This is a genomic window from Leisingera aquaemixtae, from assembly GCF_006740765.1.
In the GTDB taxonomy this organism is placed as follows: domain Bacteria; phylum Pseudomonadota; class Alphaproteobacteria; order Rhodobacterales; family Rhodobacteraceae; genus Leisingera; species Leisingera aquaemixtae.
Window position 1 is genome coordinate 3,766,104 of record NZ_CP041159.1, and the last position, 26,451, is coordinate 3,792,554.

General features: G+C 63.7%; 25 protein-coding genes and 1 pseudogene. 14 read left to right on the forward strand and 12 right to left on the reverse strand.

All coding sequences use genetic code 11. From position 1 onward, the window contains the following. The first annotated feature begins 1 nt into the window (after nucleotide 1). From nirB to R2C4_RS21420, 5 genes are all read left to right on the forward strand, one after another. Nucleotides 2–2,443: a nitrite reductase large subunit NirB gene (nirB, locus tag R2C4_RS20045; protein ID WP_141891972.1), complete on the forward strand. Its 2,442-nt coding sequence runs from the start codon at nucleotides 2–4 to the stop codon at nucleotides 2,441–2,443. Further along, a complete protein-coding gene (nirD, locus tag R2C4_RS20050) occupies nucleotides 2,440–2,772 on the forward strand; it encodes a nitrite reductase small subunit NirD (protein WP_141891973.1) in 333 nt (110 codons plus the stop codon). Before nirB ends, nirD begins: the two co-directional genes overlap by 4 nt. Beyond that, on the forward strand, nucleotides 2,772–5,402 hold the full coding sequence (locus tag R2C4_RS20055; protein ID WP_141891974.1) for a nitrate reductase: 2,631 nt from the start codon (nucleotides 2,772–2,774) through the stop codon (nucleotides 5,400–5,402). Before nirD ends, R2C4_RS20055 begins: the two co-directional genes overlap by 1 nt. Nucleotides 5,403–5,461: 59 nt before the next feature. Beyond that, nucleotides 5,462–5,542: an SAM-dependent methyltransferase gene (locus R2C4_RS21415; RefSeq protein ID WP_244940834.1), complete on the forward strand. Its 81-nt coding sequence runs from the start codon at nucleotides 5,462–5,464 to the stop codon at nucleotides 5,540–5,542. Nucleotides 5,543–5,759: 217 nt separating this feature from the next. Beyond that, on the forward strand, nucleotides 5,760–6,077 hold the full coding sequence (locus R2C4_RS21420; RefSeq protein WP_338034738.1) for a hypothetical protein: 318 nt from the start codon (nucleotides 5,760–5,762) through the stop codon (nucleotides 6,075–6,077). 386 nt (nucleotides 6,078–6,463) lie between these two features. On the opposite strand, the gene R2C4_RS20065 is transcribed toward R2C4_RS21420, so the two are convergent. Next, entirely contained in the window at nucleotides 6,464–6,706 is a 243-nt protein-coding gene (locus R2C4_RS20065; RefSeq protein ID WP_141891975.1) for a hypothetical protein, read from the reverse strand. A 153-nt stretch (nucleotides 6,707–6,859) separates the two neighbouring features. On the opposite strand from R2C4_RS20065, the gene R2C4_RS20070 reads away from it, so the two are divergent. Then, nucleotides 6,860–7,594 (forward strand): Crp/Fnr family transcriptional regulator, encoded by a 735-nt coding sequence (locus R2C4_RS20070; protein WP_141891976.1) that lies wholly within the window; start codon nucleotides 6,860–6,862, stop codon nucleotides 7,592–7,594. Nucleotides 7,595–7,651: 57 nt separating this feature from the next. Here the strand turns inward: R2C4_RS20070 and R2C4_RS20075 are convergent, their stop codons facing one another. After that, entirely contained in the window at nucleotides 7,652–7,840 is a 189-nt protein-coding gene (locus R2C4_RS20075) for a hypothetical protein (protein WP_141891977.1), read from the reverse strand. A gap of 536 nt (nucleotides 7,841–8,376) precedes the next feature. On the opposite strand from R2C4_RS20075, the gene R2C4_RS20080 reads away from it, so the two are divergent. The 6 genes from R2C4_RS20080 to R2C4_RS20105 all read left to right on the forward strand — a co-directional run bounded on the left by R2C4_RS20080 (nucleotide 8,377) and on the right by R2C4_RS20105 (nucleotide 13,231). Next, a complete protein-coding gene (locus R2C4_RS20080; protein ID WP_141891978.1) occupies nucleotides 8,377–8,655 on the forward strand; it encodes a hypothetical protein in 279 nt (92 codons plus the stop codon). A 33-nt stretch (nucleotides 8,656–8,688) separates the two neighbouring features. Beyond that, the gene (locus R2C4_RS20085; RefSeq protein WP_141891979.1) at nucleotides 8,689–9,042 is read left to right on the forward strand and encodes a hypothetical protein; all 354 of its coding nucleotides are present in this window, start codon (nucleotides 8,689–8,691) and stop codon (nucleotides 9,040–9,042) included. Nucleotides 9,043–9,052: 10 nt separating this feature from the next. Next, nucleotides 9,053–9,883 carry a hypothetical protein gene (locus tag R2C4_RS20090; protein WP_141891980.1) on the forward strand — a complete coding sequence of 277 codons (831 nt, stop codon included), beginning with the start codon at nucleotides 9,053–9,055 and terminating at the stop codon, nucleotides 9,881–9,883. Nucleotides 9,884–10,194: 311 nt separating this feature from the next. Further along, nucleotides 10,195–11,175, forward strand: coding sequence for an N-acetyltransferase DgcN family protein (locus R2C4_RS20095; protein WP_244940760.1), 981 nt, complete (start codon nucleotides 10,195–10,197; stop codon nucleotides 11,173–11,175). Next, a complete protein-coding gene (locus tag R2C4_RS20100) occupies nucleotides 11,172–12,293 on the forward strand; it encodes an alanine/ornithine racemase family PLP-dependent enzyme (RefSeq protein ID WP_141891982.1) in 1,122 nt (373 codons plus the stop codon). The genes R2C4_RS20095 and R2C4_RS20100 overlap by 4 nt, the downstream gene beginning before the upstream one ends. 380 nt (nucleotides 12,294–12,673) lie before the next feature. Continuing rightward, nucleotides 12,674–13,231, forward strand: coding sequence for a hypothetical protein (locus tag R2C4_RS20105; protein ID WP_244940761.1), 558 nt, complete (start codon nucleotides 12,674–12,676; stop codon nucleotides 13,229–13,231). A 313-nt stretch (nucleotides 13,232–13,544) separates the two neighbouring features. Here R2C4_RS20105 and R2C4_RS21575 read toward each other — a convergent pair. Continuing rightward, nucleotides 13,545–13,646: pseudogene (locus R2C4_RS21575) on the reverse strand (IS481 family transposase); the annotation flags it as partial. 285 nt (nucleotides 13,647–13,931) lie between these two features. Between R2C4_RS21575 and adh the strand changes: the two are divergent. Further along, nucleotides 13,932–15,476 (forward strand): aldehyde dehydrogenase, encoded by a 1,545-nt coding sequence (adh, locus tag R2C4_RS20115; protein ID WP_141891983.1) that lies wholly within the window; start codon nucleotides 13,932–13,934, stop codon nucleotides 15,474–15,476. 70 nt (nucleotides 15,477–15,546) lie between these two features. Next, a complete protein-coding gene (locus R2C4_RS20120) occupies nucleotides 15,547–15,894 on the forward strand; it encodes a DUF779 domain-containing protein (RefSeq protein ID WP_208764512.1) in 348 nt (115 codons plus the stop codon). Nucleotides 15,895–15,911: 17 nt separating this feature from the next. Here the strand turns inward: R2C4_RS20120 and R2C4_RS20125 are convergent, their stop codons facing one another. The 9 genes from R2C4_RS20125 to R2C4_RS20165 form a co-directional block, all read right to left on the reverse strand. Then, nucleotides 15,912–18,113, reverse strand: coding sequence for a hybrid sensor histidine kinase/response regulator (locus R2C4_RS20125; RefSeq protein WP_141891984.1), 2,202 nt, complete (start codon nucleotides 18,111–18,113; stop codon nucleotides 15,912–15,914). Nucleotides 18,114–18,116: 3 nt separating this feature from the next. Further along, entirely contained in the window at nucleotides 18,117–19,253 is a 1,137-nt protein-coding gene (locus tag R2C4_RS20130) for an FIST N-terminal domain-containing protein (RefSeq protein ID WP_244940762.1), read from the reverse strand. Nucleotides 19,254–19,319: 66 nt separating this feature from the next. Continuing rightward, a complete protein-coding gene (locus R2C4_RS20135; protein ID WP_058286182.1) occupies nucleotides 19,320–20,015 on the reverse strand; it encodes a LuxR C-terminal-related transcriptional regulator in 696 nt (231 codons plus the stop codon). Nucleotides 20,016–20,157: 142 nt separating this feature from the next. After that, a complete protein-coding gene (locus R2C4_RS20140) occupies nucleotides 20,158–21,924 on the reverse strand; it encodes a PQQ-dependent methanol/ethanol family dehydrogenase (protein ID WP_141891986.1) in 1,767 nt (588 codons plus the stop codon). 212 nt (nucleotides 21,925–22,136) lie between these two features. After that, nucleotides 22,137–22,934, reverse strand: coding sequence for an ABC transporter permease (locus R2C4_RS20145; protein WP_141892143.1), 798 nt, complete (start codon nucleotides 22,932–22,934; stop codon nucleotides 22,137–22,139). After that, nucleotides 22,934–23,653 (reverse strand): ABC transporter ATP-binding protein, encoded by a 720-nt coding sequence (locus R2C4_RS20150; RefSeq protein WP_141891987.1) that lies wholly within the window; start codon nucleotides 23,651–23,653, stop codon nucleotides 22,934–22,936. Before R2C4_RS20150 ends, R2C4_RS20145 begins: the two co-directional genes overlap by 1 nt. Next, on the reverse strand, nucleotides 23,650–24,108 hold the full coding sequence (locus tag R2C4_RS20155; protein ID WP_141891988.1) for a cupredoxin domain-containing protein: 459 nt from the start codon (nucleotides 24,106–24,108) through the stop codon (nucleotides 23,650–23,652). Before R2C4_RS20155 ends, R2C4_RS20150 begins: the two co-directional genes overlap by 4 nt. 49 nt (nucleotides 24,109–24,157) lie before the next feature. Continuing rightward, nucleotides 24,158–25,132 (reverse strand): YVTN family beta-propeller repeat protein, encoded by a 975-nt coding sequence (locus R2C4_RS20160; RefSeq protein WP_141891989.1) that lies wholly within the window; start codon nucleotides 25,130–25,132, stop codon nucleotides 24,158–24,160. Beyond that, entirely contained in the window at nucleotides 25,129–26,289 is a 1,161-nt protein-coding gene (locus tag R2C4_RS20165; protein WP_141891990.1) for an ABC transporter substrate-binding protein, read from the reverse strand. The genes R2C4_RS20160 and R2C4_RS20165 overlap by 4 nt, the downstream gene beginning before the upstream one ends. Nucleotides 26,290–26,451 lie beyond the last annotated feature (162 nt).

The following is a 26,451-nucleotide window of genomic DNA, read 5'->3' on the forward strand; positions in this document are numbered from 1 at the left end:
CATGACCCAGAAACTCGTCATTATCGGGGCCGGCATGGCCTCCGGCCGGGTGATCGAGCATCTGCTCGATGCAGCCCCCGGGGCCTATGACATTACCCTGTTCAACGCCGAGCCGCGCGGCAATTACAACCGCATCATGCTGAGCCCGGTGCTGTCGGGCGAAAAGACTTATGAGGAGATCGTCACCCATTCGGACGCGTGGTACGCGGAGCGCGGCGTCACCTGCCGCTTCGGCGAGCATGTGGTGAAGATCGACCCCGAGATGAAAGTGGTCGAAGGCGAAAACGGCCATGTGCCCTATGACAAGCTGGTGATCGCCACCGGCTCCGCCCCCTTCATCATCCCGGTGCCGGGTCACGATTTGCCGGGGGTGATCTCCTACCGCGATCTGGACGACACCAACGCGATGATCGAGGCCGCCGCAAAGGGCGGCAAGGCGGTGGTGATCGGCGGCGGCCTGCTGGGTCTGGAAGCCGCCGCAGGGCTCAAGGAGCGCGGCATGGACGTGACCGTGCTGCACCTGACGGGCCACCTGATGGAGCGCCAGCTCGACGAGGCCGCGGGTTATCTCCTGCGCAAGGATCTGGAGGCGCGCGGCATCACCGTGAAGACCCGGGCCTCGACCAAGGCGATCCTGGGCGAGGACCGCGCCCAGGCGGTGCTGCTGGAAAGCGGCGAGACGCTTGGTGCCGATCTGGTGGTGATGGCGGTGGGCATCCGCCCGGAAACCCGGCTTGCCACCGACGCGCATCTGGATGTGGCGCGCGGCATCGAGGTGAACGCGCAGATGCAGACCTCCGACCCGGATATCTATGCGGTGGGCGAATGTGTGGAATTCGACGGCCATCTCTTTGGCTTGGTGGCTCCGCTTTATGATCAGGCCAAGGTTCTGGCGGACAGCCTTTTGGGAAGGCCGAATGCCTTTGCGGTCAAGGAACTGGCCACCAAGCTCAAGGTCACCGGCTGCGATCTGTTCAGCGCCGGGGACTTCGCGGAAGGCGAGACGCGCGAGGATATCGTGTTCCGCGATCCCGCCCGCGGCATCTACAAGCGGTTGGTCATTGAAGGCGACCGGCTGGTCGGCGCCGTCATGTACGGGGACACTGCCGATGGCGGCTGGTTCTTCGGGCTGATCAAGGACGGCACCCCCATCAGCGGGATGCGCGAAACGCTGATTTTCGGCCCGGCCTTCCAGGGGGGGGCCTCCGCGGACCCTCTGTCAGCCGTTGCAGCCTTGCCGCCTGAGGCGGAGATCTGCGGCTGCAACGGCGTCTGCAAGGGACAGATTACCAGCGCCATCGAAGGCGGCGCCAGCGACCTCGGCGCGATCCGCGCCACGACCAAGGCCAGCGCCTCCTGCGGCACCTGCACCGGGCTTGTTGAACAGCTCCTGTCGGTGACGCTGGGCGACAACTACGCGGCGCCCCAGGCCCAGCCCGTTTGCGGCTGCACCAGCCACACCCACGAGGACGTCCGCCGCCTGATCAAAAGCCGCGAGCTGAAAAGCCAGGCCGCGGTCTGGCAGGAACTGGGCTGGACCACCCCCAACGGCTGCCATGTCTGCCGCCCGGCGGTGAACTATTACTTGCTGGCGGACTGGCCGCTGGAGTACCGGGACGACCCGCAAAGCCGTTTTGTCAACGAACGCAAGCACGCCAACATCCAGAAGGACGGCACCTTCTCCGTGGTGCCGAGGATGTGGGGCGGCATCACCACCCCGGACGAGCTGCGCGCCATCGCCGATGCCGCCGACAAATACGGCGTGCCGACGGTCAAGGTCACTGGCGGCCAGCGCATTGATCTCTTGGGTGTCAGGGGTGAGGACCTGCCCGGCATCTGGTCCGATCTGAACCGCGCCGGGCTGGTTTCGGGCCATGCCTATTCCAAAGGGCTGCGCACGGTGAAGACCTGCGTCGGCACCGACCATTGCCGCTTTGGCACCCAGGACTCGACTGGGCTGGGCATCAAGCTGGAGAAACACCTGTGGGGGTCCTGGACGCCGCACAAGCTGAAGCTTGCGGTCTCCGGCTGCCCGCGCAACTGCGCCGAGGCAACCTGCAAGGATATCGGCGTCGTCTGTGTCGACAGCGGCTACGAGATTCACGTCGGCGGCGCTGCGGGGATGGAGATCAAGGGCACTGAGGTCTTGTGCAAGGTGACGAGTGAGGAGGAGGCGGTCGAGGTGATCTCTGCTATGACCCAGATCTACCGCGAAAATGCCCGCTATCTGGACCGGATCTACAAATGGCTGGCCAGGGTCGGCCTTGACTGGGTCAAGGCGCAGATCGTCGACGACCTTGAGAACCGCAGGGCGCTGGCGGAGCGGTTTGCGCTGTCGCAATCCGTCTACCGCAAGGATCCCTGGGCGGAGCACGCACAGAACAGCACCACGCGGGCGCAATACGCGCCGCTTGCCAATCTCACACTGGAGGCTGCGGAATGAACTGGATCGACATCGGCCAAATCGACGACATCCCGCTGCAGGGCGCGCGGGTGGTGAAGACCCCCATGGGCTGCGTCGCCCTGTTCCGCACCGGAGAGGACGAGGTCTTTGCCGCCGATGACCGCTGCCCGCATAAGGGCGGCCCGCTGTCTGAAGGCATCGTGCACGGCCAAAGCGTCACCTGTCCGCTGCACAACTGGGTGTTCGACCTGAACACCGGCCAGGCGCAGGGAGCAGATGAAGGCCGGATCGGCACCTACCCGGTACAGGTCAACGGCGGACGCCTGCTGATCGACGGGGATGCAATCGGCAAGCGGAGCGCCGCGTGATGCCCGGTGCGGATTGCCGGGAAACCCGCTCCGCCTGCCCCTATTGCGGCACCGGCTGCGGCGTGCTGCTGCGCCCGGACGGCGCGGGCGGGCTGTCGGTGCGCGGCGACCCGGACCACCCGGCCAACCGCGGGCGGCTCTGCTCCAAGGGGCTGGCGCTGGGGGAGACGCTGGGGCTGGAGGGCCGCCTGCTGGCCCCGCAAGTGAACGGTCAGGAGACGGATTGGGACAGTGCTCTGGACCTCGTGGCCGCCAGGTTCCGGCAGGCGGTGGACCGGCACGGCCCGGACAGCGTCGGGTTCTACCTGTCGGGCCAGATGCTGACCGAGGACTACTATGTCGCCAACAAGCTGATGAAGGGATTCCTCGGCTCCGCCAATATCGACACCAACTCGCGCCTGTGCATGGCCTCCACCGTCGCGGGCCACAAACGCGCCTTCGGCACCGACACGGTGCCTGGCACCTATGATGACCTCGACCAGGCGGACCTGATCGTCCTCGCGGGCTCCAATCTCGCCTGGTGCCACCCGGTTCTGTACCAGCGCATCCTCGCCGCGCGCGAAAAGCGCGGCACCAGGCTGGTGGTCATCGACCCGCGCCGCACGGCGAGCTGCGATCAGGCGGACATGCATCTGAAACTTCGGGCAGGCAGCGACGTGGCGCTGTTCAACCGGCTTTTGACCGCGCTTTATGAGGGCGGCGCGCTGGACGCGGAGTATTTGCAGCATGTGGAGGGGCTGGGAGGCGCGCTGGAATCCGCCTTTGCGAGCGATGCCTCCGTCACCGGGTTGTCTGACAGCGAAATCGCAGCCTTCTGCCGCCTCTGGATGGGCACTGAAAAGGTGGTGACCATCTTCAGCCAGGGAGTGAACCAGTCCACCTCCGGTACGGACAAGGTGAACGCGATCCTGAACTGCCATCTGGCAACCGGCCGCATTGGCAAACCCGGTTGCGGCCCCTTCTCGGTGACAGGCCAGCCGAACGCGATGGGCGGGCGCGAGGTTGGCGGACTGGCCAATATGCTGGCCTGCCATATGGATCTGGAAAACCGCAGCCACCGCGCGGCGGTGCAGGAATTCTGGTGTGCCCCCGCAATGCCGGACCGGCCCGGGCTGAAGGCGGTCGACCTGTTCCGCGCGGCAGGCGACGGGCGGCTCAAGGCGCTGTGGATCATCCATACCAACCCCGCCGTCACCATGCCTGAGGCCGGTGCCGTGCGGGCCGCGATCAAGGCCTGCGACTTCACCGTTGTGAGCGACATCACCGCGGCAACCGACACCGCGCGGCTGGCGGATGTGCTGTTGCCTGCCGCCGCCTGGGCCGAGAAGGATGGCACCGCCACCAATTCGGACCGCACCATCAGCCGCCAGCGCGCTGTCTTGCCGCCGCCGGGCCTAGCGCGCCCGGACTGGGACATTCTGGCAGACGCGGGCAGGCGGATGGGCGGGAGTGCAGCCTTCGATTACCAGTCTCCGGCGCAGATCTTCCGGGAGCATGCCGCATTGTCTGGCCTGGCCTGCAGCTTCGGGCTGGATTTCGACATTTCCGGCCTCAGCCGCATATCCGATTCTGACTACGAGAGCCTGGGCCCGGTCCGCTGGCCGGTGAGCCGGAACCGGCAGGGCGGCCGGTTCTTTGCGGACGGGCAGTTCTTTCACCCGGACGGAAAGGCCCGCATGCTGCCGGTCCGCTGGCGCCCTCCGGCGTCTGCGCCGGACCGCCAGTATCCGTTCCGCCTCAACACAGGCCGTATCCGCGACCAGTGGCACACGATGACCCGCACCGGACGAGCCGCCCGCCTTTCAGGGCATCTGGCCGAACCCTTTGCCGATATCCACCCGGAGGACGCCCAGCGGCTGGGAGTACAGCCCGCTGACCTGCTGCGCCTAAGCAGCCCGCACGGGCAGGCGATCCTGCGCGCGCGGATCACCGGCGATGTGCAGCCTGGCGATCTGTTCGTGCCGATCCACTGGACCGGCGAAACCGCTCCTTCGGCGCGTGTTGACACCCTTGTCGCCGCTGCCATTGATCCTGTTTCGGGGCAGCCGGAAAGCAAGGCCGCCGTCGTCGCGGCGGAGCGCTGGCAGCCGGCCTGGTACGGGTTTGCCGTATCCTGTCGGCCGATGGCTCCCCGGTCAGAGTACTGGGCCATGGCACGCACGGCAGCCGGGTACCGTGCAGAACTGGCCGGGGTGTCTCCGCTTGCTGATCCGGAGGCCGCGGCACGGGATCTGTTCGCCCAGCCCGAGGCCAGGGTGCAGTTAATGACAGACAGCGGCAAAGGCAGTACCCGGCTGGCGCTGTTTCATAACGGCAAGGTCATGGCAGCGCTGTTCACCGCGCCGGACCCGGTGGCGGTCAGCCGGGACTACATGGCGGGACTGCCGGGCACCAGCGCGGAAGGTGTTCTGACCGGCATTCCGGCAGCAGACCGGCCCGACCCCGGCCCGGTGGTCTGCGCCTGCTTCAACGTCGGGGCCAACACCATTTTGACCGCCATCCAAAGCGGCGGGCTGGTGAGCGTTGCGGACGTCGGCACTGCCTTGCACGCGGGAACAAACTGCGGCTCCTGCCGTCCTGACATCGCTGAATTGCTAGCGCGGCGCCAGTTCCGGCAGGCCGCGGAATAGGACGGCTCCTGATGACAGCTCCCCCTGAAACTTGAAACGCACCGGGTTCACTTGCTCTGGTGGGGGCAGGCCCCGGCGCACGCGACCTGCTGACGCTTGGCGCATTGCAAAGACTGCAGCAGGCTGACACGGTTTTTTGACCGCCTCGTTGATGGTGAGGTCTTGGAACTGGCCCGCCTTCGGCAAAAAGGGTCTTTGTTGGCAAACACGCCGGCGCCCATGACTGACTGCAGGACAGGATTAACGCGGTCATTTTGGCAGAGGCATTGAAGGGCCGCCGGGTTCTGCGCCTGAAATCGGGGGGGCAGTATCTTCGGCCGCGCTGCTGAAGAGCCGGCCGCCGCACGCGATGCCGGCATCGATGCGGAGATCGTTCCCGGGATCACCGCCGCCTGTGCCGCCGCTGCGCAGACAGGCACTCCCCTGACCGAACGCGACGGGCTGCTCCGCCAGGGCATGCTTCCCTCGACTCCTGTCACGATAGCTGTGGATGTTTCCAAGCCGGCTGCCGGGACAGTGTCTTGCGGCCTCAGAATGCTTCCGGAAATGCTGGAACTGTACGAAACCTTTGGCTGCGCAGCAATTGTCGTCAGATATCCAAAGCTCGGATCCGGGCAGCCCCCCCTCCAGACAATCAGGTTATGCCAGAATACGGTGCAACCTGAGGTGGAGTGATGTGACTTCTGCGACGCCCGGAGTGCTCCCGGCTGTCTTGGTGCAGAGGCTTGCGGTTTTGCGGAAGTTTCAGAGCTTGCTGAAGCCTTGTTCGGCCAGCTTTCGAAGAGGGTACAGAACGCGGCCAGCAACGATGAAATTCCCGGAGTTCATGCATTGGGATCACGGGGCGTATCCGTTTCAGAACGATCGCTTGGCGCCGTTATTGGTCATGCTGTACCGGCGAAGGCCGTCACGATGGCGAAGGACAGCAATCGCGCTTGCAGCCCTTGTTGCTACCGGCTTTGGAACTGAATGAGTCCACAACTTAGCCTTCTGATGCTCAAGCGTTTTGGGAGCTGTCTTCCCGATGAGGAGGGAACCCGGTCATGACTCGGCCGCGTGAGTTATCTTCGAGGTTGCCGGACGGGATTCCCGTTGGCAATAATCTGATGGATTAATGACGCAGCAGCTTGGTGACTTACCGCATCAGTTCCCGTTCCACCCGCGTTATCATGAAATGCCGCGGCATCACGAAGAACACCAATGACTTCATGCTCAGGCAGTACCTGAAGGTCTTTCATTGCCAGCAGCAATGCCTCGCAGATCGATAGCGCGGCCATTCCTGCACAGTCGGTCCGCTCGGACATTTCAACCCTTCCTTTCCTGCATTGCGTGCCATGATAAGCTGACAGAGAGGTTATCTTCATTACCCTCGCAGGAAACGAAGCAGGCCGAACTGATCCAAAGCAGTCCCGGTGACCTGCGGTGCTCAATACCACCGGGCCAGCTCAGGAGGGGTTATGAACTCGATCGAAGAAAGCCCGCTCGCAAGGAAGCTATCGGCATTTGCCGTGTTGTCAGAAGATGAACTGGCTGTGCTGGCTCAGTTGCATCAGCGCCGGAAAACCTTTGCGGCAGGTTGTGACCTTGTGCATCAGGGAGAGCCCAGACAAGCCGCCTACATTCTGGCTTCGGGCTGGGCCTGCTCCTACAAGATCCAGCCGGAGGGATCGCGCCAGATCGTCGACTTTCAGATACCGGGTGATTTTTTGGGATTGCGCAGCGTTCTGCTGCGCACTTCTGACCATAGCATCGAGCCTGTTGTGGAGATCGAAGCAGCCGAGGTTATGGCAGGTGACTTGCTAAGTGCTTTGGCCGACACCCCGAGGTTGGCGGCAGCCATACTTTGGGCGGCGTCCCGGGATGAAGCGATGGTTGTCGAGCACCTTGTCGGGCTGGGGCGCCGCGACGCAGATGCGCGAATGGCACATTTTCTGCTGGAACTTGGTGCGCGGCTGGCGTTCGTCGGACTGGGGAGCAAGGAGGGCTATGCCTGCCCCTTGACCCAGTATCATCTTGCCGACGCTCTGGGATTGACCGCAGTCCATGTTAATCGTGTTCTGCGTCAGCTTCGGGAACGGGAACTGGTCACCTTCCAGAGGGGCTATGTGAAGTTCGGAGACATTGACAGGCTCATGGTGCTGGCGGATTTCGATCCGGCGTACCTGGATCAGACTGGACCGCTTCTGAAATGAAACGGCCGCCCTTGGGTGAAGCCCGGGCAGCAGGGGAGCGGGAGCAAAACGGGGAGGTTACGCGAGAACTTGTTTCGCTGCCTCAAGCTCCCTGTACATTTCGGTATGGTTTTCATCGCTGTGCGCCTTTTCCGCAAGACGGTAATGTTTCCAAGCCGCGTCTTTCTTCGGTCCGGCAGAGGCTCTTTCGCAAGCTGCCCGTACCGAATCCAGCTTCACAGAAAGCAATCTTGTTTCGGGTGTCATTTCATTTCCTTTCAGAGGTCTCCGAGAATAAGAAGCGCGAACTATGTGCCGAACCGGTTTGGACCTGCACATACCCCGCGCTTCTTTGGCACTCGAAAACAATCACACACCAGCAAAATAAGGCGCCGGTTTAGTCTTCCTATCCGGGATAGGGCCTGCATGTACTGACACAGGTTAGCTAGCGGCTTCCCGGTTCGGGGGCTCTGCACAGGCCGGTTGCGCTCGTCTGAGAAACAAGTCGTGGATAAAGGCTATGCCTGCGCGCGTGCGCGTCAGTGCATTAGTGACTGCATTACCTCGACGCAGATCGGCAGCGGGGTGGGACTGGCCGCTCCAGGCAGCCGCAGTCTCGCTTGGTACCGGCAAAACTTGAAAACCTGAAAGGCGCTAACATCGATCAGTGCGTGAACGTCGCGCCCACCTTAAGGTCTTTGATGATACTTAGCTTTGCCGGGATCACGCCCTGAAGATCCCAGGAAGCCTCTTTGCGGCAGAGGCATCCAAAAAAGCCAAACAGGAATTCAATGAGAACCAGGATGAACACACGGTCGTCCAGATTGACGGTGACGTTTTCCCATCCGTTTTCCTTGGCCGGTTATGAAGACGAACTTCCTGCCGGAGCCTACGAAGTCATCGTGGAAGAAGAGCTTATTCAGGGGCTCAGCTTCGTGGCCTACCGGACCGCAGCAACCTATCTGCTGGTCCATGGCAGGGGCGGCCGTGCAGGCCGGACCGAGTTGCGCCTGATCACCCAGAATGACTTGGAAACTGCGCAAAGCCGCGACAGCGGATTTGACACAAAACATCAATCATAGCGACGCGGCGCTTTTCCCGCAGGAGGACCAGATATGACTTACCCCGAATGGCTTAGGCCTGGTGTTTACGGCGCATTTATTGGCGCGGTCGCCATTACCATCGCAGGTTTTTCCTGGGGCGGTTGGGTGACTGGAAGCCAAGCAGATGCAATGGCCAATTCCCGATCCCATGACGAGCTGATCGCTGCCTTGGTGCCTGTTTGCATCGACCAGGCGAACACAGATACCGACCGGACCGCCAAACTGGCATCAATCCAGGAGGCAATGTCTTACAAGCGCCGGGATGCCGTTATGGAAGCAGGCTGGGCAACGGTTCCTGGCTCAGAGCTGCCAAACCGTGCTCTTGCACAGGCATGCCTTGCCGGGCTGGATCTTGATGCATCGTGAGTCTGCAACAATGCCGGTGTTTGCGAGTTCCGGTAAAGCGCCGGATATAAAAATTGCGCCTTGGGCTTTCCTGAGGCGCCTGGTCAGACGTTTTGCAGCTGTGTCCGGTCTTTTGCTGATTTCGTCAGTGCCAGTCTTTTCGCAGCCAGGCACGTCTTCGATACCTGAAAACGCCCATGCCAGAAGTTACGGCGGCGGGTGGGAATGCAATCTGTCATACCGCCCCGCCGGCAATACATGTGTTGAAATTGTTGTGCCGCAAAACGCGTACCCGACGAACAAGCCTTATGGGACGGGATGGGAGTGCCTGCATGGGTATATCGAGGTCGAAAGCGCATCGTGTGACAAAGTTTTCATCCCGGACGGCGGGTATCTCGATCCTACCGGCAAGCGGTGGAATTGCCTGCGCGGATACCGGAAGATCGACGACATCTGCCAGGAAATTGCCCTGCCGGAAAATTCCTATCTGACGAACGACACCAGCGCGCCAGCCTGGCAGTGCAATCGAGGGTTTGAGGCAAAAGGGGAGAAATGCCTTACCATCGAAGTGCCGGAACACGCCTACCTGAACGGCTCAAGATACGGGCGTCCATGGACATGCGAGCGCGGGTTCTTTGAACAGGACGGGACATGCGCAGCCGTGTTTGTCCCTGAAAATGCATTCTTCGACGATGCACCTTACAGATCAGGGTGGAAGTGCGCCCGCGGTTACGAGGTGTCTGGAGAGCGCTGCATTCTCATAGATCTGCCTGAAAACGCTCATCTCGACAGGTCAGGCAACCGATGGGAGTGCAACAAGAGCTTTCAGCGGACAAGAGGCCGCTGCGCCCTGAGCAACTAGGAGTTGCACCTTCTGCTGCCCCGATTGGCAGCGTCATAACTTGCGGCGGGCACGTGAATGCCAAGCGCTTGTTTCAATCCAAAGGACAAATCATGGACCCCGCAGCCAAGGCCGGACTCTCAGTCCGGCGAAATATCAGCAATGGGCGCTTACGCTCACCCTTCCAATCTGGGGACACTGGAAGCACAGGCAAACTGCCGTTCCTCCCCGTTCCCACTGCAATAGTGTACTGCGAAGGAAACTTCGCCGAGAATGACGGGAAAACTGCAAACGGGCTGGTTCGCCACTCAGAGGCTTATCGGATACTTTCAGTGATCGACAGCGGGCACCACGGGAGTGACAGCGGGCAAATCCTGGATGGCGGGTTCAACCGGATTCCTATTTTCGGCAGCCTTGACGCAGCCATTGCCCACCAAAGCACAGTCCCTGATACGCTGATTTACGGGATGGCGCCGTCCAACGGGAAACTCGCTGGCGAGGACCGGCGGGTCGTTCTGGAGGCGATTTCGCGGGGAATGAATATCGTCTCTGGCCTGCATGAGTACCTTAGCGAAGATCCGGAGATCATTGCTGCCGCAAAATCCTGGAACGTCACTGTCCGGGATATCCGAAAACCGAAGCTCAGCAAGGACATGCGCCTGTTCGACGGCAGTATTGCGCGTGTAAAGGCGATCCGTATCGCCATTTTGGGAACCGACTGCGCGATTGGAAAACGGACCACGGCAACCCTCCTCGCCAGGGCACTGAATGCGCAAGGCATCAAGACGGTTCTGGTTGGCACCGGCCAAACAGGTTTGATGCAGGGGGCCAGATATGGCGTCGCAATGGACGCGGTGCCGCCGCAATTCTGCTGCGGGGAACTGGAAGGGGCTGTGCTTGCGGCGTACGAAAGCGAACAGCCGGATGTCATTCTGATCGAAGGCCAGGGCGCACTCAGCCATCCGGCGTTCTGCACATCTGCATTCATTCTGCGCGGCAGCCAGCCCGACGCGGTAATCCTTCAGCATGCACCAGCGCGGGCGCACCGCTGCGATTTCCCAGAGATGGCAATGCCAGATCCCAGTGACGAGATTGCCCTGATCGAAGCGTTTTCGGACACGAAGGTAATCGGCGTGACCCTCAACCATGAAGGGCTGACAGACGCAGGGATCAATGCCGCGATCAGGGACCATGCGCGGAAACTGGACCTGCCGGTCAGCGACGCCCTGAGCTGCCCTCCGGCGCATCTGGCTGAACTGGTTCTGTCCGCTTATCCTCAATTGCGGCCGGTGCCGGGGAAGGCCGCGTTATGACCGCGCCGCGCATGGAAATAGATCTGAGCAAAATCCGCCAGAATACGCGCGTGCTTGTCGACCGCCTGAAGCCCCGCGGGATCACTGTGACGGCGGTAACCAAAGCCGTATGCGGCCACCCGGGCATCGCAAAAGCCATGCTTGCAGGCGGTGCAATAGGGCTGGCTGATGCGCGGATGGCAAATGTTGAGCGCATGCGCGCGGCAGGAATAACCTGTCCGGTCCTGATGATCCGGACACCCATGCTGAGCCAGGTGGAGCGCGTTGTTTCGTCCTGCGAAGCCAGTTGCAACACTGAACCCGGGGTCATCGCCAGCCTCGCCGCTGCTGCCCTGCGCCAAGGCACTAATCATGGGATCATCCTGATGGTGGAGATGGGGGATCTTCGCGAAGGCATTATGCCTGAGGATCTGACCGACATCGCGCTTCAGGTCACCAGGACACCGGGCGCGCTGCTCAGAGGCATCGGTGCGAACTTTGCCTGCCTGGCCGGCCCGGCGCCCACTGCTGAGGATATGGCAGCACTCTCATCGCTTGCGAACGGCACCGAAGAAGTATGCGGTCCCTTCGTTGATGTGGTCGCCGGAGGCAGTTCCGCAAATCTTCTGTGGGCGCTTGGTACGGGACCGGCGGGAAGGGTGAACAGTTTGCGCCTAGGTGAGGCCATCCTGCTCGGCACCGATCCGGTATCCGGGAACCCGATAAGCGGGCTTCACACGGACGCTTTCGTCCTGCAGGCAGAGGTGATCGAGACGAAGGCGAAATCAAAGCTGGCTCCCTTGAAGCTGTCCGACCCCGCATTGTCAGCGCTAAGCCTGGTACCCGGCAATCATTGGAAAACCCGGTCGATCCTGGCCGTCGGGCTGCAAGACACAGATCCTGCCGGGCTCACTTTTCCCGCAGCGGTTTCCTACATCGGAGCGACCAGCGATCACCTCGTCGTGGAAACGACCAATTGCCCGCTGCGCATCGGGAGCGAGATAAGGCTGCGTGTCAATTACAGCGCCCTTCTTCGCGCCATGGCCGCGCCCGATGTTGAAAAGGTCATTTGCAGCGGCAGGCATGCAGCAGACGGTCGTACAGCCAGCCGCAATGGGCGGCACGCGGCTCTGCTGTGATACCAGCGGTTCCTTGGCAGTGCAGCTCCAAGCCTCGTTCAGCGCCTTCGAGTTTGCGGCGCCCCGTAGCAATTTGAGCCGGGAATACCTATATAAGATGTGACTGCGGGTGCTTTCTTCGCCTCACGGCGAGCCTGAAAACTGTGGCTCGCAATCGATCGGCCGCAACATCTCTTTCAATGGTCCGAGCACCGGTGACGCGGTTTTTCCGAACAATTCGGCTGGCGCGAATGCAGGAAAGAGAGAGCGGGGTTCAGATCCGCTTGCATGTTCCAGACCAGCCCCGACGGCCCTCTAAAGGCCCCTGATGCCGCCAGCCCGCGGCAACTCCGCTTTGCCAGAGCGGCTAGAACAGCACCGCAGCAAAGGAGAACTGGAAAATGGATCAGATGAAACGCAAGGCTGTCGCAATATTCTCCCGCCCTTTCACCCTGCCTGGATTCGACGAGACACTTCCAGCTGGGGAATACGGCATTGAAACCGAATTGTCCGCACCTCCGGGCCACCTGACACCACAAGCTTGGAAAGCTTCTGTTTTGATACAGTTGCACCCGCGCGCGTCCCATCCCGGGCTAGCGCGCAACCTGACGGTTTCACTGGCGGACCTCGAAAGCGCCCAAGCCAAGGACAAGCTGACGGGCAAGGATCTGTCGCAGTACTTCCTTGACGAAATGCTTGCCGACCCAATGGTGCGCTTGGTCATGCAGGCCGACGGGGTGTCAGAAGCCCAGGTTCGCCGCCTGTACCTTGGCGAGTGCGTCTCGGACCAGGGTCGCGACCAAGCTGCCCGGAATGCTGAACGGGCAGGCCCTTCAGGCGCATCTGCAATCCAAGCTGCAGAGAACGAAGGGCTGGCACCTCTGGCAGACAATCGCGCCAGTAAACGTGCCAGTCCCGCACCGGACTCGTCAGGCCGCAAGGAACCACGTCATGACTGATAAAAACGAACCAGAGGTTATTGTGGCACCTGCCCGCGGAGACGTGCCACGGGAGCGCCGTTGCTTGCGGTGCAATTCTGTTTTCTGGAGTGAAGGGTTCGGTGAACGGATTTGCCGGCGCTGCAAGTCTTCAAATACATGGCGTACCGCTGTTCCAGTAAGATCCGGTTCGCCTGGCCGCCGTTGAAACCCTTCGGACAGCACAGCTTTTATTGTTCCGGACCAGCACTTCGCCAAGCTCCTGCTGAGGTTTATTTTTTGGCAGCCTAACTGACTGGAATCAGCCTCCGGTAAACCCCGCGCGGTTCAAATGAGGCTCGTTGGGCCAGTCTTTGTTCCGCCATCTTCCCACCGTCTTCGGATTGATCCCAAGCTCCCGGCTCAGCTCCGCGATCGAAGCTTGCGATCGCTGTATTGCTGTTCTGACAGCGTGCGTGGTCGCGGCGCTGCCGTGACCAAACTACCCCATGGTGCCTCCTTCCACTCCAACGAAAAGATCACGCCATCAAGCCGCGGGATCAAATGCCTAAGCGGCGACTGGCTGCAATCCGCCCGGCGGCCGGCAAGGACTTTGGTCGAATACCGCGGCTATTGCCGATGGTCTAAGCCTTGAAGCAGCACCGGACCGAGTGCCTGCAATAGAAGGTGCATGGCCGCCAGTTCCGCTGCATTTCTTGGATCAATTCTTGGGAGGAATGGCATGAACATCCACACGAACGGGCTGGCCAATCCGGCACTGGACACGGCGCATCTGGGCGTCGAATTTCCGTTCAAGCCGCGCTATGGCAACTTTATCAACGGCGAATTTACCGAACCCCGCTCGGGCCAGTATTTCGAAAACACCACCCCGATTAACGGCGAGGTGATCTGCGAGGTGGCCCGCTCAAACGCCGAGGATGTCGAGGCGGCCCTGGACGCGGCCCACGCGGCGTTTCCGGCCTGGGGCAAGACCTCGACCACCGAGCGCGCCAACATGCTGCTGAAGATCGCCGGTATCATGGAGGAGAACACCCAGCTGCTGGCGGCGGCGGAGACGCTGGACAACGGCAAGCCGATCCGCGAGTCAATTCACGCCGACCTCGCCCTCTGTGTCGACCACTGGCGCTACTTCGCGGGCTGCATCCGCGCCGAGGAAGGCCATATCTCCGAAATCGATGCCGACACCTATGCCTACCACATCCCGGAACCGTTGGGCGTGGTCGGGCAGATCATCCCGTGGAACTTCCCGCTGCTGATGGCGGTGTGGAAGCTGGCGCCGGCATTGGCAGCGGGCAACTGCGTGGTGCTGAAACCGGCGGAGCAGACCCCGGCCTCGATCATGGTGCTGGCGGAACTGATCGCCGGGGTGCTGCCTGCGGGCGTCCTGAACATCGTCAACGGCTTCGGTCTGGAGGCGGGCAAGCCGCTGGCCTCGTCGAACCGGATCGCCAAGATCGCCTTTACCGGCGAGACCACCACCGGGCGGCTGATCATGCAATATGCCAGCCAGAACCTGATCCCGGTGACACTGGAACTGGGTGGCAAATCGCCGAACATCTTCTTTGAAGACGTGATGAGCGCGGATGACGCCTATTTCGACAAATGCCTGGAAGGCTTCACCATGTTTGCCCTGAACCAGGGCGAGGTGTGCACCTGCCCCAGCCGGGCGCTGATCCAGGAGTCGATCTACGACGACTTCATGGCCCGCGCCATCGAACGGGTGAAGGCGGTGAAACAGGGCAACCCGCTGTCCATGGACACGATGATCGGCGCCCAGGCTTCGGCCGAGCAGAAGGAGAAGATCGCCTCCTACCTGCAGCTGGGCAAGGACGAAGGCGCCGAGCTGCTGACTGGCGGCAATGTCTCTGCCCTGGAGGGGCTGGAAGGCGGCAACTATATCGAGCCGACCGTGTTCAAAGGCCATAACAAGATGCGGATCTTCCAGGAGGAGATCTTCGGGCCGGTGCTGTCCGTCACCACCTTCAAGGATGATGCCGAAGCGCTGGAGATCGCCAATGACACGCTCTACGGTCTGGGCGCCGGGGTGTGGACCCGCGACACCAACCGCGCCTTCCGCTTTGGCCGCGACATCCAGGCGGGCCGGGTCTGGACCAACTGCTATCACGCCTATCCGGCGCATGCGGCCTTTGGCGGCTACAAGCAGTCGGGCATCGGCCGGGAGAACCACAAGTTGATGCTGGACCACTACCGGCAGACTAAGAACCTTCTGGTCAGCTACAGCCCCAACGCGCTGGGCTTCTTCTGAGCAAGTTGCGCTGCAGGCGGCCCCGGGTGTCCGGGGCCGTTCCTTTTTCATTCAGCCGGGGGAGACTGCAATGACCGGAACAACCGGCATGACGGTGACGGCAACACAGGCGGCGCTGGATCTGATCGGCGCGCTGAAGGCGCGGTTCGGGCAGGATCTGCTGTTTCACCAGTCCGGCGGCTGCTGCGACGGGTCTGCGCCGATGTGCTTTCAGCAGGGCGACTACATCATCGGCGGCAGCGATGTGCTGGTGGGGGAGATCGGCGGCGTGCCGTTTTATATTAATGCCGATCAGCACGCGCGCTGGAAGCACACCAGCCTGGTGATCGACGCGATTGACGGCATCGGCGGGATGTTCTCGCTGGAGAACGGCAGCGGAAAGCGGTTCCTGACCCGCTCGGACGTGTGCCTGCGCTGAGACGCGCCGCGATTTGGTCAGGTCAGCGCACGCTCCAGGAAGCCGCGCAGCGCGCCGGTGTCGATCGGTTTGTGCAAGAGCGCCGCGTTCAGCCCGGCGCAGGCAGCCGCCAGATCCGGTGAACGGTTGGCGGTCACCAGGCAGGCCGGGACCGGCCCGTGCTGCGCCCTGAGCGCGGCAATCGCACCGGTTCCCAGTGCCCCGTCGTCCAGCTGGTAATCGGCGATGATCGCATCCGGGCTGATGTCGATTTCCTGCAGCAGCGCTCTGGCCTCGGCGCAGCTGGCGCAGGGCAGCACGTTCAGCCCCCAGCTGTCCAGCGTGATCTCCAGCGCCGCCCTGAGGTCGGCGTCGTTTTCGATCAGAACCACGATCCGGTGCTCGAACGGCACCGCGGCGCCGGCACCGGGGACTGGCAGGGGTGACGGCGCGCGCGCCGCCGTGCTCAGCGGCAGCTCCACCGAAAAGCAGGTGCCGCGCCCGACCTCCGAGGTGAGGTTCAGCGGATGTTTCAGCAGCCGGCAGGCCCGCTCGACAATGGCGAGGCCCAGCCCCATGCCGTCCGACGGGCTGGCCTTGGCGTTAAGCCGCTGAAACTCCTGGAACACCCTGTCCTGATGCTCCGGTGGGATGCCGGGGCCGGTGTCGCGGACCTCCAGCAGCACCCGGCCGGGCCGCTGCCGCACCCCGATCAGCACCTTGCCGCTGCCGGTATAGCGCACCGCGTTGGAGGCGAGATTCTGCAGGATGCGGCGCAGGTAGGCGGCGTCGCTTTCCACCACTGCGCCGCTGCGCACGACCCGGAAGTCCAGCCCCTTGAGCCGGGCAACCGGTTCCAGCTCGTCCTTCAGCTGGTCCAGAAGACTGCCCAGGCTGATGGCGGTGCGGTCGATTGCCGCCAGGCCGGAGTCGAGCTTGGAGATGTCCAGCAGGGCGCCTAGGATACGCTCGACCGCGACCAGCGCGTTGCCGGCCTTGGCCGCCCGGTCTCTAAGGCCCGCGTCCTGCAGGTCGTCCTCCAGCGAGCCGACATAGAGCTTGGCGGCGGACAGCGGCTGCAGCAGGTCGTGGCTGGCGGCGGCAACGAACCTCGATTTGGAGGCATTGGCACGCTCCGCCTCCGACAGCGCGTCCTCCAGTTCCAGAGTCCGTTCAGCAACACGCTGTTCCAGCGTTTCGTTGACCTGGGAAATGGTGCGCACGGCGGCGCGTTCGGCGGTCACATCGGTAAAGCTGATGACAAATCCCTTGTCCGGCATTTGCTGCGCAAACACTGCCAGGATGCGGTCGCGTCCCAGCCCGATCTCGAACGACAGGGGTGCCCGCTTGGCGGTGCTGGCCACCCAGGCCTCAACGTCGTCCAGCCGGGTGCCGCCCAGGATGCGGATGCTGTCCGCAGCCTGGCGGTAGAGGGTCGCGAAAAACATGCCCAGCTGAAACTTGCCCGCGGGCATCGACAAGAGCTCTCCGGCGCGGCGGTTCCAGCCGACCAGCCGGTTCTGGGCGTCGAAGATGCAGACGCCCTGGTTCAGATGCTCCAGGGTTGCCTTGATGACCCGCGACTGGTCGTCCAGCAGCCGCTCGCGCTCCTGCCGCTCCAGCCGCATCATGTCGGTGATGTCGGTCTGCAGGATCACGGTGCCGCCGTCCGGGGTGCGGTGCTCGCTGACCTGCAGCCAGCTGTTGCCGGCCATCATCACGTTGAACACTGCATGGTCGTCTTTGTGGCGGGCGATCCGGTAGGCCTCCCAGCCTTCGGCGCTCTCCCCCTCCGGCAGCGCCAGATGGACGCTGGTTGCCACAAGGTTCACGTAGTCGGCAAATCTCAATCCCGGCCGCAGCAGATGGTAGATATCGGCCATGTGCTTGCCGAAGCGGGTGTTGCACATCACCAGCACGTCCTGCGCGTCAAACAGGGCAAAGCCTTCCTGCACCGTCTCGATCGCATTGGCCAGGTTGGCGCGGGCGGCCTCGGTCTCGGCATTGGCCAGCGCCAGCCTGGCGTTTGACTCGTTGAGCAGGTCCAGCGCGTGCTCCAGCTCGCGGGTGCGCACGCGCACCTCCTCCTCCAGCATCACCGCACGCTGGAACTGGGCATAGGCCTCGCCGGAGGCATCCGAGCTCTGCTCGGCCCGGCGCATCAGGGTTTCCACGATCTTCAGCAGCTTCTGGTTCTGCCGCTCCGGCGTGTCGCGGGGGTCGATCAGCTCATGCACCATCGCTCAGCCCTCTTCGGGCGGGTAGATCGCCACCCCGGTCAGGGTCTGGTTGACATGCATCGAGTTGATCTGCTCGCCATAGGTCGAAAAGCCCACCACCCGGTTGTCGCGCAGGATGCGGGAAATGTCCTGCGAGACCTGTTTCTGCTGCGCTTCCAGCCGCCGCAGGATGCAGTCGCAGGCCAGGATGATCTCGGGGCGGCGGCTGGCGCTGAGCGCGGCCATCTCGCGCTCCAGGTGGATCACCATGTCCTCCGGCTCGGCCAGGGTCAGCACCACGCCCTCGTCGATGGCGGAGAAAAACACCAGCTCGTCATTGTCGGCAACCCGCTGGATGGCGCGCACATGGTGCTGATCCCCGAACTGCACGGCGACGGGATGGGCGGCAAAGGTGAAGGCGGTGAGCTGCTCCGGGTCTTTGCCCAGCACCCGGGCGTATTCGCGGGCGGCGGGTTCGGCATTGATTTCATGCACGACCCTGCGGGCCGGATCGGCCCCGGTCACCACCATGCGCTTCTGAGAGGGGATCAGGTGGTCGGTCTTGAAGACCTTGATCGGGCAGCGGCTGCGCACCTGGATCAGGATGGCAGCGTTGGAATGGGCCTGTCCGCCATGCAGCACATAGGTCTTGCCAAAGTTGGTGCCGTCACCCGCCGACCCGCCGAAAAAGGCCACCGGCCCCAGCCCCACCGACAGCTGCGAGGTCAGCGCGTCCTCCTTGGTGGAAAGCCCGTCGACCAGCAGGAAGGTAAAGTCGGAGATCCACCTGCCGGGCTCCTGCGCCATGTGGCTGCGGTTGCGGATCATCCGCTCGATCACGCTGTGCGGATCGAAGCTGTCGAGGTCCTCGATCAGGATGGTGCGGGTCTGAAAATGCGATTGGGCAAAGCCGATGGCGACGATCTCGCCTTCGACATAGCCGGCCGCTGAAATTTCCCCCGCAGAGGTGCAGCCGACAACCTGCGCAGGGGCAAACCGGCGCTGCGCCTCGTCGATCAGCCGCGCCACGTCGGTGTCCGGAGACAGAAACAGAACCACCAGCGAAAGGCCGTTCGGGTTCAGCGCCTGTGCCAGTTGTTCGACAGCGTCCGCCGCCCGGCAGTCAACCGAGCCGGACCGGACAACCTGCGGTTCCGTCATGGTTGCACCCGACGGACCATGGACAGGGCCCATCGCCTTTCTCCTCCCCGAATTTCGTCCGCCAGACTAGGCGGACGGCGGCGTGTCTTGCAAGACGTTTGCAAAACTCGCCTGCTTGGCGGCCAGCACCGCCTGGGTGCGGCTTTGCACGCCTAGCTTGCGCATGATGGCGGTGATATGGGCCTTTACCGTGGTCTCGGCGATCGACAGGTCATAGGCGATCTGTTTGTTCAGCTTGCCTTCGCAGATCAACTGCAGGATCCGGGCCTGCTGGTTGGTCAGCTGCGACAGCCGCTGCAGCACGTCGTCGCTGCTGCCGGCGCTGTCTTCCAGCAGCACGTATCCGTCGGGCAGGAACACCTTGCCCTGGTTGATCGCCTCCACCGCCTTCTGGAACACGTCGCGCTGGCTGTGCTTGGGAATGAAGCCGTTAGCGCCGGCATGGATCACCGAACTGACGATGCGGTTGTCGGCCATGGAGGAGACCACCAGGATCGGGCAGTCCGTCACCTTGCGCAGGCGCAGCAGCCCGTCCAGCCCGTTGACGTCGGGCAGGTTCAGGTCCAGCACCACCAGGTCGATGCGGATGCCCCCGGCGATCATGTCGAGCGCAGCCTGCAGGGCCGGCGCAGTGTGCATGCTGCTGATCGCGGTCACCGCCTGCAATGTCATCGCCAGAGCGTCACAGAACAGCGGGTGGTCATCCACCAGCAGCGCCGCATTGAACCCTGGGGTTTTCGGCGTGTCCGTGTGTGTCGGCATATCTGCACCAGAGCTGTTGTTTTCCTGCCAGCTTATCAAGCGGGCAGCGGCAGCGGTATACGCCTAAAGTCGCATATGGAAGACGCGCCTCCCGCAGGAGACGCGCCTGAGTTCATTGCATTTATCTTCAGCCGGTGCGGGATCAGTCCGCTTGCGCCAGCTGGCGGGGGAGGCGGAACGTCCAGACCATGCCGCCCTGGTTCAGGTAGTTGACCTTCTTGGCGACCTCGCCGCCCCACAGCGGCACCGCGCCGCCCCAGCCGGAGACGACCGAAACATACTGCACACCGTCCTGCTCCCAGGTAACCGGCTGGCCGACGATGCCGGAGCCGGTCTGGAACGACCACAGCTCCTCGCCGGTTTCGTCGTCGAAGGCGATGAAGCGGCCCTCGGGGGTACCGGTGAACACCAGCCCGCCAGCGGTGGTCATCACCCCGGCCCAAAGCGGCGCGTCGTTCTTGTATTCCCACTTGATCTCGCCGGTGTCCGGGTCGATCGCCTTGAGGCTGCCGATATGGTCCTCGTAGTTCGGCTTGATGGTGAAACCCGCGCCCAGATAGGCGGCGCCCTTTTTGTAGCTGATCGGCTCGTTCCAGATATCCATGCCCCATTCGTTCGAAGGCACATAGAAGTTGCCGGTGTTCTGGGAGAACGCCATCGGCATCCAGTTCTTGCCGCCCAGGAACGACGGCGAGGCAAAGATCACCTCCCCCTTGTTGCCGTCGGCTGCATCCGCCGGGTTGCCGGGGCGGTTGTCCTCGTTGAACACCGGGCGGCCGGTCTCGTCGATGCGCTTGGCCCAGGTGATGTCCTTGACGAAGGGCGTTGCGCTGACGAACTTGCCGTCGTCGCGGTTCAGGACATAGAAGAAGCCGTTGCGGTCGGCGGTGGCAAAACGCTTGTTGCCGCTGCGGTCGGTGTAGGCGACCACCTCGTTGACGCCGTCATAATCCCAGCCCTCGCGCGGGGTGGTCTGGAAGTGCCACTTGATCTCGCCGTTGGAAGGGTCGATGCCGATGCGGCTGGCGGCATAGAGGTTGTCGCCCGCGTTGCCCTCGACCGGAGTGCCGGCGTTGCGCAGGTGGCTGTTCCAGGGCGCCGGGTTGCCCGCGCCGAAGACCAGCGTATCGGTCTCCGCATCATAGGAGCCGCCGAGCCAGGTGGCGCCGCCGCCGGTCTTCCACATGTCGCCCGGCCAGGTGGCATTCAGGGTGCCGGTCATGGTGCTGTCCTCACCTTTGAAGGTGCCCATGTGGCCCTCGATCACCGGCCGGGTCCAGACCAGATCGCCGGTTTCGGCATCCCGCGCCTGCACCTCGCCGACAATGCCGAACTCGCCGCCGGAATTGCCGGTGATCACCAGCCCGTTGACGATCAGCGGTGCCGCGGTCATCGAATAGCCGGCCTTGTAGTCGGCCACCTTCTTGCGCCATTTCACGTCGCCGGTCTTGAGGTCCAGCGCCACGATGCGGGCGTCCAGCGTGCCGAAATAGAAGGTGTCGCCATAGATTGCGCCGCCGCGGTTCACCACGTCGCAGCAGGGCAGGATGCCTTCGGGCAGCCGGGCGTCGTACTGCCAGATCTCGCGGCCGGTCTCGACGTCGATGGCGTAGACCCGGCTGTAGGAGCCGGTGATATACATGATGCCGTCATAGATCAGCGGCTGGGTTTCCTGGCCGCGCTGCTTTTCGCCGCCGAGGCTGAAGGCCCAGGCGGGCACCAGGTTTGCGACGTTGTCCTTGTTCAGGGTATCGAGCGGGCTGTAGCGCTGCAGGTGCCGCCCCATCCCGTTGGTCACCACCTGGGTGGTGGTTGTCTGGTCATTCCTGAGGTCGTCCTCGGTGACCCCGGCGTGGCTGACGCCCGCCATCATGGTCCCTGCGGCGACCGCCGCGATAAAGCGGTTCATTGGCTTCCTCCCTTTCGTTTGATCCTCAACAGCCACGGCCCGGTGCGGGCTGCCGGCTTGCCACAGTATTCAGGGCGCACCGGGCGGGCGGTATTGCACAATGGTCGTATGCGGGCGGCAGCCGGGGCGGGACGGCGGCGCAACGCGGCAGCGCCCGGTGCCTTGCGGCCCGGGTTTGCGGTGCATTTGCATACGGCGCGGTCAGGGGCCGCTCAGCCCGGTTTCGCGGCTTTGCGGATCAGCCCGCGGGCCGGGTCGTAGCCCCAGACCGCCAGCCCCAGCCAGACCAGCCCCGACAGCAGCACCCAAGCCAGCGCGACGGCATTCAGCTGCTGATAGAGCGCAAAGCGGATCAGCTCGACCGCCTGGCTGAAGGGGTTCACGGCACAGATGTCGCGCAGCAGTGCCGAGCTTTCGGCCATCTTCCACAGCGGGTAGAGCGCGGTGGAGAGAAAAAACATCGGAAAGATCACGAAATTCATCACCCCGGCAAAGTTCTCCAGCTGGCGGATCACCGAGGACAGCGCCAGCCCCAGCGCCCCCAGCATCAGCCCGGCGGGGACCAGGGCGGGCAGCAGTGCGGCATAACCGCCCCAGCTGAAGCGGATGCCGAACAGCGCTGCCAGTCCCAGGAATACATAGACCTGAAGAACCGAGATCGCAGTGCTGGCGAGCAGGCGGCAGACCAGCAGCCACCAGCGCGGCAGCGGGCTGGTCAGCAGCAGCCGCATCGAGCCCATCTCCCGGTCATAGACCATCGACAGCGAGCTTTGCATGCCGTTGAACAGCAGGATCATGCCGCACAGCCCCGGCACGATATAGACCTCGTAAGTGGTGTAGGTGGCATAGGGCGGGGTGATCGACAGCCCAAGCGCGGCGCGGAAACCGGCGGCAAAGACAACCAGCCACAGCATCGGCCGCACCAGTGCCGCGACAAAGCGGCCGCGCTGGCCAATGAACCTCAGCGCCTCGCGTTGCGTGATCGCCGTCAGGGCGGCCAGCCAGTCCATCACGCCGCCTCTCCCGTCAGCCTGAGAAAGTGGTCCGCCAGCCCCAGCCCGCCGCGCAGCTGCCGGGCGGTGCCGTCTTCAGCCAGCCTGCCGCGGTGCAGGATCAGCAGCTGGTCGGCATCGTCCACCTCGTCGGTCAGATGGGTGGCCCAAAGCACCGTCAGCCCCTTGCGCCGGGACAGGTCATGCACATGGGCGGTGATCGCGCGCCGGGTTGCCGCATCCAGCCCCACCGTTGGCTCATCCAGCAGCAAAACCTTGGGGTGGTGGATCAGGCTGCGGGCAATCTCCAGCCGGCGGCGGTGGCCGCCATTGAGGTCGCGCACCCGCTCGCCCAGCCGGCCGCGCATCTCCAGCCGCTCCAGCGCGGCCTCGATCCGGGCTTGCGCCCTGGCGCCGCGCAGCCCGTGCAGGGCGGCGAAATAGCTGAGGTTGCGCTGCACCGTCAGGTCCAGGTCCAGTGTCGGCTGCTGGAACACGACACCCATCTGCCGCAGCGCCTTGCGCGGGGCACGGGCCATGTCGTGGCCGGCAATCTCTATCCTGCCCTGCGGCGCGGCGAACAGCCGGGTGAGCAGCGCAAACAGCGTCGACTTGCCCGCGCCGTTGGGGCCGAGCAGGGCGCAGAAGGTGCCGGGCTCAACCCGGAAGCTGACCCCGTCCAGCGCCTGCCGGGCACCGTAGGCATAGCTCAGGTTTTCCACCCGCAGCCCGGTCATTGGATGGTGATCTCCAGCCGCTGGGTATCGCCGGTGGAGCCGGGCACCTTGAGATGGTAATTCCCAGGCTTCAGCGCGATGAAGCCGATCTCCATCTCGCCCGCCTCGTCGAATTCGATACTGTCGAGTCCCAGCGGGCGGATCTCAAGGCCCTCCACCACGATCTCGTCGATCCAAACCGCGCGGAAGAATTCCGCGCCCGTCAGCGCCAGCTCCTGGCTGCCGTCGCCCTGGATCTCGAACTCGTAATAGGTGCCGGATTTCAGCACCCAGGGCGCCTCGGCCAGCGGCATCCCCGCCGACAGGATGATGGGCGGCAGGTCCTCTTTGTTGCTGGCGGACAGCAGCCCGGCGAGGCCGAGGCCGGCCCTGCCCGGATCATCATCGTCACCGGCCAGGGCGGCTGCGGGCAGCGCCAGGCACAGCGCCGCGGCGAATAGGCGGGGGTTCAGCATCGGAGATCCTCCTGTCTGGATACGCCGCGCCGCCGGGGCGCGGCAGGTCTCAGGGGCGCAGCGCCGCGCCCCAGGGAAAACGGCCGACCTTGATCGACTTCAGCGCCTGGCGCTTGGCGGTGTCGATCACGGTCACATCGCCGGACACGCCGTTGGTGGTGAACAGCAGCGACTTGTCGGGGGAAAACGCCATGTGCCAGACCCGGCGGCCGACCAGGATGTAGTCCTCCACCTCCAGCGTCTCCGCATTGACCACCGCCACATGGTTGGACGGCCCAAGCGCCACAAAGGCGGTCTTTTCATCTTCGGTGAAGGCAAACCCCACCGGCTGCACGCGGTCGGGATGCACACCCTTGACCTCGAAGGCGATCTTGCCGGTCTCGGTCTGGGTGGCGGTGTCGAAGACCGTAATGGTGCCGCCGATCTCGGAAGAGACCCACAGCGCGCTGCCGCCGGCGGTGAATTCGGCATGGCGGGGCCGGGCGTCGACCAGCGTGTTGGCAAACAGCTGTTGCGTCTCCGTGTCGATCCAATGCGCCATATTGGTGGTCTCGGAAGTGGTGATGGCGATCTTGCCATCTGGCGAGACGGCCATGCCCTCTGGCTCGATCCCGACGTTGATCTGGGCAACCACCTTGCGGGTTTCGGTGTCGACCACCGTGGTCACGGCGTCATCCTCGTTGGCGATGTAGAGATGGCGGTCGTTCGGGTGCAGAACGAACTGCTCGGGATCCTCGCCCGAGGGCAGCTCGTGCAGGATCTCGCCGGTGACGGCATCCAGAACCTGAACCGTGTCGCTGTCGGAGGCGCAGACATAGACTCGCGAGAAGTCCTTGGAGAAAGTGATGCCGCGCGGCCGCTCTCCCGTTGCGATGGTGCGGACCACCTCCAGCGTGCCGATGTCGATCACGCTGATGGTGTCGTCCTTTTCATTCGTGACCCAGATTTCCTGGGCATCAAGGGGCGCGGCGGCCAGCAGCGCCGGAAAGGCGAGCGCGGCAAGGGGTTTTGCAGCAAATGTCATTGGAAGGCTCCGCAGCGGCTTTCGGGTTCATCAAGGCCAAGGGTGTCAAGTTCGCTGTGCTGGTGCAGGAAACCGGGCAAGGGCGCCTGCGCCGCCAGCGCGCGGGGAGTGGCAAGCGGGATCGGCTGGCGCAGCTGACCGTTCCAGCTGCGGTAGCTGAGCGAGCGGCCCTTGAAACCCGCCAGCTCGAATGCGTCCGATAGCAGGTATTGGCGCAGGACGACCGCGTCGGCTGAGCCGGTGCGGGTCACAGCCTCGCCGATGCTGCGCACCGCGGCCCAGGCGGCGTAGTCTCGTGCCAGCATCTTGCGCCCGGCCAGGTCCTGGAACCGCGACTGCAGCTGCGCGGCGCCCCATTGCTCGACCACCGGCGCCCAGGCCGCGGGCACTAGGCCCTCGGAGCCGGCAACCGGCCGCGGCAACCACGTGTTGTATGGCAGGTATCGGGCGAAATCCTGAAGCTCGTCGGCGACCAGCAGCAGGTCGTGGCGGCCCAGGCTCTGCGACAACAGCGGCACCTCCTGGGCGGCGTTGCGGCGCATGTCGGCGCCATAGTCCCAAGTCTGCTCGGCTGTGATTTCCAGCCCGAACTTGGCGGCGCTCTGGCGCAGGGCAGCGGCAAAGGCCTGGTCCTGCGGGTGGCTGCCGGAGATCAGCGCGAGGCCGGTCCAGCGCTTGGTCAGCGCAAACTGCATCAGCGCATCGCTGCGCATCAGGTCCGAGGGCAGGGTGTGCAAGAGGTTGCGGCGGCAGTCGCCGCTGCGCAGGCCGGTGTCCGGGCTGGCGGTGTTGAACAGCAGCGCTTCCTCCGCCTCCGGCAGGGCGGCGGCAGCCAGCAGCGCCGGTTTGGGCGCATCCAGGATCAGCAGCGCGCTGCGGCTCAGCGCCGCCCGCGCCGCCGCGGCAAAATCGCCGCCCGTCGGCACCGCCACCGTCTCCAGGCTGTAGCTGTGGCCAAGGAAGCTGCCGGTGGTCCGGTTGTCGGCCAGCCCCAGCCGGGCGCCGGTTTCGCCCAGGTCCGCGGGCTGCGGGTCGAGATTGGAAAGGGTGGGGGGCTGCTGTTCCTGCTGCTTCAGGTAGATGACCGGCACCTCAAGCCCGGCGGCGGCAAGGGCGGCGGGGCAAAGGGCCATCAGGAGTGTGATCAGGAAGCGCATGGGGGCACCCGGTTCTGGCTGCATGGGCCGAGCGTACTGCCGCCCAGAGGCCCGCTGCCATTGGACCAAGGTCGTAGGCCGCCTGCGCTGTTCTCCAACTTAAGTCGCGTATCGGGGCAGCGGCCGGGCTGGCTATGCTTTCGGCAAGCACAAACTTACGGG